Origin of the sequence: Kribbella sp. NBC_01505 (assembly GCF_045040285.1) — a bacterium.
Classification (GTDB): Bacteria; Actinomycetota; Actinomycetes; order Propionibacteriales; family Kribbellaceae; genus Kribbella.
In genome coordinates this window covers 5005677-5017742 of sequence record NZ_CP109425.1, presented here as the reverse complement: position 1 = coordinate 5017742, position 12066 = coordinate 5005677, and the positions used below count along the sequence as shown (strand labels likewise).

The following is a 12066-nucleotide window of genomic DNA, read 5'->3' as shown; positions in this document are numbered from 1 at the left end:
TTGTCCCGGGCAGGCTCCTCAACAGGCCGCCCCGGCGGGTCAGGGTCGCCTCGGGGGAAACCCCGACCGGCCGCCCATCCGGGGGAGGTCAGGGGGCATCCCCGATGCCGTCCGGGCGGCCGAGGCGTCAGTATCGGTGTCATGGAGCAGAACTCGAGCGGACCCGGAGGGTTCGACCGCAGCCGCCTGCAGAACGTGCAGAACTGGCAACGCAGCCGGTCGGACCGGATGGTCGCCGGGGTGTGCGGCGGGATCGGCCGGGCGGTGGGCATCGACCCGGTGCTGATCCGCGTGGTGATGGCGGTGCTCATCATCAGCGGGCCCGGTGTCATCTTCTACATCGCCGCCTGGCTGCTGATGCCGGACGAGCGCAGCGACCGCTCCGCCGCGCAGGGCCTGCTCGGGGACCGCGTCCGCGCGGACCACCCGTGGCTGGGCCCGATCGTGGTCGGTGTGGCCGTGTTCATCGCCATCGCCACGATGTCGTCGTTCAACTTCGGCCGCTTCGTCCCCGGACCACTCATCGTGCTCGCGATCATCGGAGTGGTCGCCTACCACCGCAAGGGCGGCCGCCGCCAGAGCTGTACCGGGCAGAAGAGCCGGTCTGGCAGCTGGACGCACGGACAGCCCGGCTGGACTCAGACCCAGGGTCAGCGGACTCCCCAAGACACCCCCGCGGCCGCCCCGACCGCTCCTGCTGCGAGCGAGCGGCCGCAGGACCGCGTCAGCGAGCCGGTCCAGCCAGTCTGGACCGAAGCCGACCCACTCGGCCTGTACGTCGACGAGCCGCCGAGCGCACCTCCCGCCACGACCCGTACGCCGGAGCCACCGGCCAAGGGTGTCCGCGGCGTCAAGTCGATCGTCGTACTGCTCACGGGTGCTGCCATCGGCATCGCTGCGCTGGCCGGCGTCGGCACCTCCACCATGCTGATCCTCGGAGTGGTGGTCCTGGGCGCAGGCATGCTGCTGGGCGGTTTCGTCGGCCGGACGGCCGGACTGCTGCCGCTGGGCCTGCTGCTCGCGGCCGGTGCGGTGGCGAGCAACCTGTTCCCCAGTGTCCCGCGCAACTTCGCCGACGTGAACTACGTCGCGCCGGCCGGACAAGTCATCGACGCGACGAGTTCGACGTACAACTTCGACGCCGGGACTGTGCACCTGGACCTGACCAAGGCCACGTTCGCGCCCGGGGCCAAGGTCAACGTCCACGGGCGCGCCGGTGACGTGGTGGTGAAGCTGCCGCAGAACGTGGACGTCGAGGGACAGCTGAACGCGGAGCTGGGTGAGGTGGTCGGGCTGGACACCAAGCAGAGCGGCCATGATGCACAGTTGACGGTGAAGAACTTCGGAGTCGACCAGAAGGCCGGACCGGAGCAGGTGGTCCTGGACCTGGACCTCAAGCTCGGAACGATCAGAGTGGAGCGGGGATGAGCAAGCCGAAACCGGATGTGGCCGGCATCATCGCCGGAACCGTGCTGACCGGTGGCGCGACGATCTGGATGCTGAACGACCACGGTGTGCTGCAGACCAAGGACCTCGGCCTCACCGGCGCCCTGCTGCTACTCGTCGCGGGCATCATCGGTCTGGCCGCCTCACACCGCGGCTGATGCGGAAGGCAACGAGGGGTGGGCTAGTCTGAGATCCGCTCATCGGCGTTCCGGTGGGCCAGCTACCCGAGGGGCCCGGGTACATCGGGCCCCGTTGTCACAGGAGTTTCCGATGGTGCGCGGCACCGTGAAGTGGTTCAACGCCGACAAGGGCTACGGCTTCCTCGCCGTGGACGGCCAGGACGATGTCTTCGTCCACTGGAGCAAGATCGTCTCCGACGGCTACAAGACCCTCGAGGACGGCCAGCCCGTCGACTTCCAGATCATCGACGGACCGAAGGGCCGCGAGGCAGAGGCCGTCACCCCGGTCTGATTCGGACTGCGCCTGTCGGCGGCAACCGGTAACCTGACCACCTCACCGTGGGAGGGGTCCGAGACGTGACAGAGCCGGTACACGTGGTCCGGAGGCTGGAGCAGGCGCTGGCCGACGACGACTTCGCGTGGACGTTCGTGCTGGTCGGAGAGGACCAGACCGACAAGCTCGCCACCCTGACCGGTGATCTGCGTGGTCCGGTCTCGGAGACCGGCGACGGCAAGCAGATCACCTCCGGCTTCTCGTACTGGGGGATCGGCCCGACGATCGCCTGGGCGAACGCGACCAACGACCCGTTCTACCTGGTGATGAAGGCCGGCAGCGAGTCCTTCCAGCGGCACTGGCGCAAGGTCAGACCCCATGTGGACAAGGGCGGCTTCCACTTCGTCAGCCTCGGCATCGGGACCGGTGTGAAGGACCGGACGATCCTGGAGGACCTGCGCCGGCGCAATCCGGACATGTTCTACGTCCCGGTCGACATGAGCTCGGAGATGCTCCGGCTCGGCGCCCAGGAGTCGGTCCGCAGCGGCCACTTCCCGATCACCCAGGTGCTCCCGGTCCAGATCGACTTCTCGATCCGGGACAACATGTCCGAGCTGGCCCAGATGCTCAACCGGCTGGTCGGCGACGAGCCGCTGCTCTACAGCCTGACCGGCAACACGCTGGCCAACTTCGACGACGACGAGGACCTGCTGCAGTTGCTCACCGACGCGCTGCGGCCGCAGGACCGGCTGCTGCTGGAGGTGGCCACCACGATCCAGCTGGACGACCAGACCGCCAAGGCGGCCGCTGACGAGTACCACCAGACCAGAGCCTTCGCGGAGTTCGTCACCAGCGCACTGCGCTACAACACCGACCTGAAGATCGACAACGAGCAGGTCAAGTTCGTCGGCGAGATCGAGGACGACGACGCGCTGCTGGTGAAGGTGCTCTGGCAGAACGACACCCAGGAGCCGATCCGGATGGGACTGCCGGACCACACCGAGGTGGTGCTGCCGATCGGCGACACCATCCGCCTCTACACGACCCGGAAGTACTCCACCGCCCGGCTCAAGCGGCTCACCACCGCCTGCAAGCTGACGCCGGTGGAGGCGATCCAGTCCCAGTTCCGCTACATGCGCCGGCCGAACCCGTTCGGCCTCGAGCTGCTGCTGCTCGCCCCCGAATCCTCCGGCGAGCGCGGCCACACCCTGGCCGACGACATCTGGGCGCGCTGAGGCTCAATGAAAGGCTGGGCCGCCTACCGCCGTACGGTCGTCACGTCCGTCAGCTACGGCTTGCTCGGCTTGGCCTTCGTGCTGGGCGTGATCTGGTTCTTCTGGCCGGACAACTCCCGCTGGGAGCCCGCGGTGAACTCGCTGACCCTGGTCGCGGGCCTCACCGGCATCTTCGTCGAACGCCTGACGGCCGAGGCAGAGCGCCGTACCGAGGTGATCCGTGCGGTCACCGACGAGCTGCAGGAGAACACCCGCCTGCTGAACGACGCCCGCTTCTCCCCGGAGGCACCCACAACCCGACAGATCTACCCGCGGCTGGTGGTGTCGGCGGTCGACGCGGCGCTGGTCTCCGGCGCGCTCGGTCTGCACCGCGACGCCGAGCTGGTCGGCCAACTGCACCGCTGGCGCGACACCGTGCACCTCTTCAACCGCCGGCTCGACCTCACCGAGATCAGCACCTTCTCCGCGACCACCTCGGTTGAGGACCTGGGCGCCTTCCATCGGTCCCTGCATCGCAAGAACAGCTTCTTCACCAGCACACGCGATCAGCTGGCGGCCCTGGTCGCGCGGATGCCCCCGCTCTAACGGGCACGCCCGAAACCCTGCTCACGCCTGCCACAAGCGGCAATTCATGCCCACGGGTTGACTTAGTCATGCCTTCGGCGCTTACTTTCGGACAGGACCGTAAATACGGCACCCCCGGAGGAATCCCTTGCGCCCATTCCGCCCGCTCCTCGCCCTGACCCTCGCCACCGCGCTCGCTGTCACACCAGCGGTGCCCGCCACGGCCACCGACCCGCCGATCCATGCGGAGGCGGTGTCCCTCGGCGTACCGCTGTCCGACGTCCTGTTGATCGGCGGCACCGTCGCGCCCGGTCCAGGCGGCAAGACCGCGATCTGGAACGTCTCCACCGGCGGCCCGGCGTACCTGAACGCCATCGACCCGGTCACCGGCCACAGCCTGCTCTCCACGCCACTCCCCGGCGCCGAAGGCAGCTACGCGGTCGCTGCGACCCCGACCGGCACGATCTACGTCGGCACGTACAACAACGGCCACCTGTACCGGCTGCGGCCGGGTGCCACCACCGTCGAGGACCTCGGCCGCCCGATCGCGAGCGAGACCTTCGTCTGGCGGATCACCACCGACGAGCAGGGCAACGTGTACGGCGGCACCTACCCGAACGGGAAGGTCTTCCGGTACGACGACCAGACCGGCGCCGTCCGCGACTACGGCCGGGTGCTCGCGACCCAGACGTACGTGAAGAGCATCGGCTACGCGAACGGCAAGGTCTACACAGGCTCACTGCCCGACGCCCGCTTCACCGAGCTCGACACCACGACCGGCGCCATCACCGAGCTGCCCCCGCCACCCAACCTCGGCGACCCGAAGGGCAAGTCGGTCTACGACCTGAACGTCCGCGGCGGCCGCGTCTACGTCCGCGTCGGTACGGCGTTCCCCGGGCCGATGTACGTGTGGGACATCGCATCCCGGGCCTGGGTGGACGAGGTCCAGACCGCGCACGGCCTCGATATCTCCCCGCTCGATCCTGAGGGCAAGCTCTACTTCATCCAGGCCGGCGAACTGAAGAAGTACGACCCGGCCACCAAATCGCTGACCGGGACCGGCCTCACCTTCACCGGCCGGATCCAGAACGCGCGCGCGATCGGGTACGCCGACCTCGGACTGCCGGACTATCCGGGGACGAGCGTGGTCGGCACCCTGTGGCGTGGCGAGGAGTTCCGCTACAACCCGCAGACCGGCAAGTCGGAGATCTTCCAGACCCAGGTCCGGCGCGAGCCGATCGAGATCCTGTCCGTCTCCGGCGGCGCGAAGAGCGTCTACACCGGCGGCTATCTCAACGGCGGCATCTCGGCGACCGATCCGAAGACCGGCGCGACCACGTTCAACCGCTTCTCGCAGACCGAGGCCACCCTCGAGGCGACCGACGGTCGCGTCTGGGTCGGCACCTATCCGGAGGCCCGGCTCTACTCCTACGATCCGCGCCTGACCTGGAACAGTCCCGAGTACTCCCCCGGCCCGCCCGGCACTCCGGAGAACCCCAAGCTCGCGGTGAACCTGAAGCCCGAGGTACAGATGCGGGCCCGCGCGTTGGTCGAGGTGAACGGCCAGATCGCGGTCGGCACAGTGCCCGACGGCGACCGGCTCGGCGGCGCGCTCGCCTTCTACGATCCACGGTCCGGTGCGACCACGACGTACCGGAATGTCGTTCAGGACGAGAGCGTGTTCGGTCTGACCGCTCGTCAAGGAATCGTCTACGGCGGTACGTCGATCACCGGCGGACTGGGCACGACCAAGCCGACCCGCGAGTCCGGGACGGTGTTCGCGTGGGACGTCGCGACCAAGCGGAAGCTATGGGAAACGGTGCCCGTGGCCAAGGCTCCGTCGGTGTCGGGGGTGACGTTCGGGCCGGACGGAACGCTGTGGGGTGTGGCGAACAAAACCGTGTTCGCGATGGACCCGCGATATGGGACAGTTCTGAGGTCCTACGTCCTGGGGACGACCTCCCAGACCGGAGACATCGTCGCGACCAAGGACGGGGTGTACGTCAGCATCGACCTGAACAAGATCTACCGGATCGCACCCGGCGACCGGGCGAAGCCGAAGCTGTATCTCGAGCACCCGCACAAGCGGATCGCCGTACAGGGTGGTCAGCGGCTGGTCTTCAGCAACGGGCCCGAACTGTTCCGAGTCGATATCAGACGTTGACAGCAGAAATTCCTTCCCATTACTTTCGGTCCTGACCGTTATTGGGTCACTATCCAGGGGGTTGTGATGAAATCCACCGTTCGCCGTATCGCGGCGCCGCTCACCGCACTCGTCCTTGCCGCCGCTCTCAGCTCCTGCGGCGGCGGCTCCGACGAGGCCGGCAAGAAGAAGACCGTCACCCTCTGGATGTATCCGGTGATCGCCGACCAGGCCGCCAGTACGGCGTACTGGTCGAAGGTCGAGACCGACTTCGAGGCCGCGAACTCGGGGATCGACCTCAAGATCGAGCAGCAGCCGTGGGACAAGCGCGACGAGAAGCTCGCCACCGCCTTCGCCGGGAAGAAGGGGCCGGACACCGTGCTGCTGATCCCGGACCAGATCCCGCAGTACGTGAAGAGCGGTTCGCTGGAGCCGGTCGGTGACGTGGTCGAGGCCGACAAGGCCAAGTTCCTGCCGAACGCGATCCCCGGCCTGACGGTCGAGGGCAAGGTCTACGGCGTCCCGATCTACCACACCGTCACCACGACGATCTACAACAAGACCGTGCTGACCAAGGCCGGGATCAGCAAGCCGCCGGCCACCTGGGACGAGATCAAGGCGGCCGCGCCGAAGCTGAAGGCGGCCGGGTTCTCCACGCTCGACTACTCGGGCTCGCCCGAGGCCACGCTGAACCTGAACTTCTACCCGTTGCTCTGGCAGGCCGGCGGCAAGGTGTTCGCCGACGACGGCAAGTCCGTCACCTTCAACCAGGCCCCTGGCCTCGAGGCGCTGACCTTCCTGAAGACCCTGTGGGACGAGGGCGCGGTGCCGAAGAGCGCGCTGACCAACGGCAACGCGATCGACGACCAGCCGATCGGCAAGGGCCAGGTCGCGATGGCGTTCACCGCCACACCGGCCAACGCGGCCAGCGCCGCCAAGGCCTGGGGCGCCACCAACGTCGAGGTCGGCGCACCGCTGACCGGAGCCAAGCAGGTCGGCTACGGCATCCCCGGCGGCCTGTCGCTGAACGGCGCCTCGGAGAACCTGGCCGAGACGAAGAAGTTCCTCTCGTTCATGACCCAGCCGCCGCAGCTCGAGGCCCTGAGCAAGGCGACCGGCTACTTCACCCCGCGCACCGACGCCAAGGTGGAGGTCACCGATCCGCTGACGCTGAAGTTCGGCCCGGCTCTGCAGTACACCTACCCCGGTGAGCCCAACCCGGCCGCCCGCCAGATCATGTCGCTGCTGAGCGTCGAGATCCAGGCCGTGCTGACCGGCAAGAAGGCTCCCCAGCAGGCCCTCGACGACGCAGCCAAGCAGGCCAACGGCCTTCTGACGCGATGACCCAGGTCGGCGCCGACCGCAGCTCCCGCGTCCGCCGGCCCCGACCCGCGCCGCTCAGGGGGCGGCACGGTCCGCGGCGGCGGGCGTGGGTCGGGCTGGTGTTCGTGGCGCCGATGCTGGCCCTGTTCCTGGCCTTCCGGTTCCTGCCCACCCTCGGCGCCGTCTGGCTGTCGCTGACCGACTACAAGATCAGCGGCCGCTGGGAATTCATTGCCTTCGACAACTACACGCGGCTGCTCGGCGACGACCTGTTCCACCAGAGTCTGCTGGTCACGCTGACCTACACGGTGATCTTCGTTCCGTTGACCGTGCTGCTTTCCCTCGGTACGGCGTTGCTGCTGCAGCAGGTGGTCTGGCAGCGCGGGTTCTTCCGGGGCGTGTTCTTCCTGCCGTACGTGACCAGCATCGTGCTGGCCGCCGTCATCTGGAAGTGGATCTACGACGCCCAGGACGGACTGCTCAACGCCGTACTGGGGCTGGTCTCGATCGGCCCGATCGACTTCCTCGGGTCGGACCACTCCGTACTGGCGTCGATCGCGGTCACGTCGGCCTGGAAGGGGTTCGGCTACTCGATGCTGATCCTGCTCGCCGGTCTGCAGGCGGTGCCTAAGTCGTACCTCGAGGCCGCGATGATCGACGGCGCCTCGGCCTGGCAGCGGTTCCGCTACATCGTGCTGCCACAACTGCGGCCGGTGCTGTTCTTCGTGCTCGTGATCGAGACGATCAGCGCGTTCCAGGTCTTCGACGCGATGTACGTGATGACGGGCGGCGGTCCGGTCCGGGCCAGCTACTCGCTCGTCTACTTCCTCTACGACAGCGGTTTCAAGTTCTTCGACTTCGGCTACGCGAGCGCGATCGGCATCATGCTCTTCTTCATCGTGCTGGTCATCTCGCTCGTCCAACGCCGGCTCGTCGGGAGGGACGACTGATGGTGAACCTCCTCGACCGCCCCCCAGTTCGCCGTACGGCGTCCTCGTCGGCACGCCGCCGTACCGGGCGACCGGCGGCCCGCCTGACGCTGCCGACCCTGCTCGCGTTGACCGCGATCATCACCGTGCTGCCGTTCGTCGCGATGGTGCTCGTCGCCTTCGCACCGCCGAGCGGACAGACCTTCCCGGACGCCTTCTACCCGTCCCGCTGGACCTTCGACAACTTCTCGCGGGTCCTCTCCAGCTCCGACATCCCGCGCTGGACGGTCAACTCACTGCTCTACTCACTCGTGTCGGTCGTCTTCGTCCTGCTCTTCGCCGCGATGGCCGGCTATGCGTTCGCGAAGAAGCGCTTCCCCGGTCGCGAGCTGATGTTCTGGGCCTTCCTCGCCACCCTGATGGTCCCCTTCCAGGCCACGCTGATCCCGTCGTACATCCTGGTCTCGCGCCTCGACTGGGTCGACAGCTACTGGGGCCTGATCATCCCGACCCTGGCCAACTCCCAAGCCGTCTTCCTCCTCCGCCAGTTCATCGGCCAGCTCCCCGACGAACTCTTCGAAGCCGCCGAGATCGACGGGGCGCCGGAGTGGAAGATCTTCACGATGATTGTGATGCCACTCATCCGCCCCGCCCTTGCCACCCTGGGAATCTTCGTCTTCCTCTGGCACTGGAACGACTTCCTCTGGCCCCTCGTCATCGGCCAGTCCGGCAACATGCAAACCCTGACCGTAGGCCTGGCCACCCTCCAGACCCAGTCAGTCCCCATCAACCAGATCATGGCCGGCGCCACCATCACAGTCGTCCCCAGCCTCCTGGTCTTCGGGCTGTTGCAGAGATACCTGACCGACAGCATCACCATGTCCGGCCTGAAGGGGTGACACCGGCTTAACCCGGCTAACGTCCGAACGATCGCAGTACGTCGTCGGCGTGTTGTTCGGACGTTAACCGCCGCCCGCCTCCGGCGGCCACTGGCGAAGGTCGAGGCGCGGCCGCGTGGGTCACGGGTGGCCCCCTCCACTGATGATCGCCGAGAGCAGGCCACGCACCGCCGGCACCCGAGGGTTGCGTCGACCGAAGTAGACGGCGTTGGTGAGCAGTACACCAACGTCTCCGGTGTGCGGCGCGAGGCAGATCGTGGTGCCGGTGAATCCGTCGTGGCGGACCAGGCGACCGTCTCGGGAGACCCACCAGCCGAGCGCGCGGTAGCGGTCGTCGGCCCATTCCGCGACCGGCGTCTGCGAGAGCCGCAGGAAGTCGGGCGCGAGCCGCAACGAGGGATCGTCGCCCACGACGAGACCGGCGTACCGGCTCAGGTCGCCCAAGGTACTGAAGGCCCCGGCGTGGCCGGCGACCCCACCGAGCCACCGGGCATTCTCGTCGTGAACGACGCCGCGCAGTCGGCCGACCTCGCCGCCTATGTGCTCCGTTGGGAGCGATCCGCCCTGAGGGGACGCCCGCGTCGAGCGGTTTGAAGTGAGTGCCTCCGAGCCCCAGCGAACCCCACCACTCGCGCGCGACGACTTGGTCGAACGGCTCGCCGACGACGCTCTCGACCAGCCAGCCGAGCACGATGTATCCCCGGTTGAGGTACTGAGCCGGTACGGACGGACGGTCCACCGGCTCGGCCGAGAGCACCCCGGTGCGGATCGCTCCCGGCTCCTCGCCGTACTGCGAGAGCCACGTGGACGCCGGTAGCTGCGTCCGGTGAAGCAGGAGGTCGGCCAGGGTGTGCTCGGCCCACCCCGGGTGGACGTTGGGGAAGAAGCGTGAGACCGGGTCCTGGAGTCGCACCGACCCGTCAGCGACCAGCCGTCCCATCACTCCCCAGGTCGCGACGACCTTGGTGAGGGAGGCGATGTCGTAGACCGTGTCTCGGTCGGGGCTGCGGAGCCGGCCTCGTCGTCGAGCGTGCCGCCAAACAGCTCGACGGTTTCCCCGCCCGTCCGGAGCATTGCGGCGTAGCCGGGCGTCACGCGGTCGGTGACCAGCGCCTCAAGAGCGACCCGCAGTTGCTGAATGTCCGGTCGGCTCACGGGGTCGCCGCCACTGTGGCCGGAAAGAGCGCACCGACATGCCGCGAATAGCGCACTTCCATGGAACCTGAAACCTCCCACTGCTGTCGGGCTACCCAGAGTCGAACTCAAGGACGTCGCCCCGGGCGGGCGAGATTATCAGGCAGGGGCGGCTGAACAGTTACTCCTTGAGCAGCTGAAGTCCGAGCGGCGTCATCATCTCGCCGATTGCTGTGCGGACCTCACCCGGCACGCATATCTCCCGGTAGGCGTCGGTAAGGACATGTAGAGGTGAGGCCGTTGAGCGGGCCGACGGTGCCGGCGGGGCGTGGGGCGGCACTACTACATGTCGTTCGCGACACGTAGCCGGTCAGAGATCCGAAGAACTCGAGCGCAGGCTGTGCCTTAGTGGAGGAGTCTCCCGAAGGTGCTGAGATTCGCCGGATCTTCACCTTCCAAGGCCAGGTGAACCGCCGGCACTGATCAACTGTCGGTCGCGTCGCTCCCCGCGCCTGAGTACATCCAACACATGCCAGTTGGTCAGTGCCACAGGTCCGCCCCGATGCCGACATCCGACCCACCGCCCGGCTCCCCCTCCCAGACCAGTTCAGCAGGCCGCGCGCGTGCGCGGAGCGAGGGTGTTAGTTGTAGTAGCCGTCGATGGGGACGCGGGCTTCGTCGAACAGCGACGGGCCGGATTGCGGGACGGCGGGGAAGCTGCCACCGGTCTTCAGCCCGTTGAGCTGGTCGCCGGAGAGGGCGTAGACGACGTTGCCGAGGCCGGAACGGGCTAGGGCGCCGGTGCACATTTCGCAGGGTTGGCAGCTGGTGTACATGGTGGTGGCTGCGGCTACGTCGGCGGGGAGTTCTTGGGCGGCCCAGACGGCTAGCTTCAGTTCGGGGTGGTGGCTGATGTTGGATTCGGTGATGCTCGTGTTCTGGGCTTCGGCCAGGACGGTGCCGTCGGGGCCGACCAGGAGGGAGCCGAAGGGTGGGTTGCCGGCCTCGCGGGCGGCTGCGGCCAGGGCGATGGCTTGGCGGAGGAAGGTTTCGGGCGAGGTCATGTGAGCTCCTGTCGAAGGGTGGCCAAGGCTTGCCAGGCGGTTTCGGGGTGTTCGGTTTCGGCGGGGTCGCCTTGGAACGGATCCAGTACGACGCTTGTCGCGCCGAGCTCACGCAGTACGTCGAGATCGGCGACCACCTGCTCGAGTGAGCCTTCGCCCGCGACCCGTGTCTCCTCGGCCAGCGGCTCATCGGTGAGCCGGAGCAGGATCCGCGGTGCGAACGCAGGCACCGGTCGACCCTCGGCCGCAGCGATCTCCGCGAGCCGATCAGTTGCCGTGCGCAACCAGTCGATCCGTTCCCGGAGCGGGTGCCAGGCATCGCCGAGCAGCACGGTACGCCGCAGCGCCGCCGTACTGCGGCCGCCGACCCACAAAGGAATGCGCCCGGCGCCGTAATCATCAGAGTCAGCCCAGGCCGCACGCAACGACGTCAGCAGCTCGTCCGTTGCGCGACCACGCCGCGCATGCTCGGCGCCGAGCGCCTCGAACTCCTGCCGGGCCCAACCGGCACCAACCCCGAGCACCAACCGACCACCACTCAGCTGGTCGAGGTTGGCCGCCATCCGCGCGACGAGCAGCGGGTGCCGGTAGCCCGCGATCAGCACCGTCGTACCGAGCCGCACGCGCGACGTGATCCCCGCGAGCCAGCTCAATGTGGTGAACGGTTCGTAGAACGGCGCCGGGTACTGCTCGGCAACATCCGGCGTGATCACCACATGGTCGGACACCATCAGCAGGTCGTACCCGAGCCCCTCGACGACCTGCGCCCACTCGCGCAGCCGTGCCGGATTCGTACCGGGCCCGAAATTCGGGACGTTCACGCCGATTTCCACGCCGCCAGGCTATCCAGGCAGGGGTCACACCTTGAAGAGATTT

General features: G+C 67.6%; 11 protein-coding genes and 1 pseudogene. 9 read left to right on the top strand and 3 right to left on the bottom strand.

Translation table 11 applies throughout. From position 1 onward, the window contains the following. The first annotated feature begins 141 nt into the window (after nucleotides 1-141). From OG474_RS23800 to OG474_RS23760, 9 genes are all read left to right on the top strand, one after another. Nucleotides 142-1428 (top strand): PspC domain-containing protein, encoded by a 1287-nt coding sequence (locus OG474_RS23800; protein ID WP_405055755.1) that lies wholly within the window; start codon nucleotides 142-144, stop codon nucleotides 1426-1428. After that, nucleotides 1425-1604 carry a hypothetical protein gene (locus tag OG474_RS23795; RefSeq protein WP_132172970.1) on the top strand — a complete coding sequence of 60 codons (180 nt, stop codon included), beginning with the start codon at nucleotides 1425-1427 and terminating at the stop codon, nucleotides 1602-1604. The genes OG474_RS23800 and OG474_RS23795 overlap by 4 nt, the downstream gene beginning before the upstream one ends. 112 nt (nucleotides 1605-1716) lie before the next feature. Next, entirely contained in the window at nucleotides 1717-1917 is a 201-nt protein-coding gene (locus OG474_RS23790) for a cold-shock protein (protein WP_132410129.1), read from the top strand. A 65-nt stretch (nucleotides 1918-1982) separates the two neighbouring features. After that, nucleotides 1983-3134, top strand: a complete 1152-nt coding sequence (locus OG474_RS23785) for an L-histidine N(alpha)-methyltransferase (RefSeq protein ID WP_405055754.1) — start codon at nucleotides 1983-1985, stop codon at nucleotides 3132-3134. 6 nt (nucleotides 3135-3140) lie between these two features. Then, on the top strand, nucleotides 3141-3719 hold the full coding sequence (locus tag OG474_RS23780; RefSeq protein WP_405055753.1) for a hypothetical protein: 579 nt from the start codon (nucleotides 3141-3143) through the stop codon (nucleotides 3717-3719). Between the two features lie 127 nt (nucleotides 3720-3846). Next, nucleotides 3847-5862 (top strand): hypothetical protein, encoded by a 2016-nt coding sequence (locus tag OG474_RS23775; protein WP_405055752.1) that lies wholly within the window; start codon nucleotides 3847-3849, stop codon nucleotides 5860-5862. Between the two features lie 66 nt (nucleotides 5863-5928). Beyond that, entirely contained in the window at nucleotides 5929-7185 is a 1257-nt protein-coding gene (locus OG474_RS23770) for an extracellular solute-binding protein (RefSeq protein ID WP_405055751.1), read from the top strand. Beyond that, nucleotides 7182-8114 (top strand): carbohydrate ABC transporter permease, encoded by a 933-nt coding sequence (locus OG474_RS23765; protein ID WP_405055750.1) that lies wholly within the window; start codon nucleotides 7182-7184, stop codon nucleotides 8112-8114. The genes OG474_RS23770 and OG474_RS23765 overlap by 4 nt, the downstream gene beginning before the upstream one ends. Continuing rightward, complete coding sequence (locus OG474_RS23760) at nucleotides 8114-8992, top strand: carbohydrate ABC transporter permease (protein WP_405055749.1); 879 nt, start codon at nucleotides 8114-8116, stop codon at nucleotides 8990-8992. Before OG474_RS23765 ends, OG474_RS23760 begins: the two co-directional genes overlap by 1 nt. A gap of 120 nt (nucleotides 8993-9112) precedes the next feature. On the opposite strand, the pseudogene OG474_RS23755 reads toward OG474_RS23760, so the two are convergent. From OG474_RS23755 to OG474_RS23745, 3 genes and pseudogenes are all read right to left on the bottom strand, one after another. Next, nucleotides 9113-9971 (bottom strand): annotated as a pseudogene (locus OG474_RS23755) (serine hydrolase domain-containing protein). Nucleotides 9972-10767: 796 nt separating this feature from the next. After that, on the bottom strand, nucleotides 10768-11190 hold the full coding sequence (locus OG474_RS23750) for a nucleoside deaminase (protein WP_405055748.1): 423 nt from the start codon (nucleotides 11188-11190) through the stop codon (nucleotides 10768-10770). Beyond that, the gene (locus OG474_RS23745; protein ID WP_405055747.1) at nucleotides 11187-12023 is read right to left on the bottom strand and encodes a TIGR03619 family F420-dependent LLM class oxidoreductase; all 837 of its coding nucleotides are present in this window, start codon (nucleotides 12021-12023) and stop codon (nucleotides 11187-11189) included. The genes OG474_RS23750 and OG474_RS23745 overlap by 4 nt, the downstream gene beginning before the upstream one ends. Nucleotides 12024-12066 lie beyond the last annotated feature (43 nt).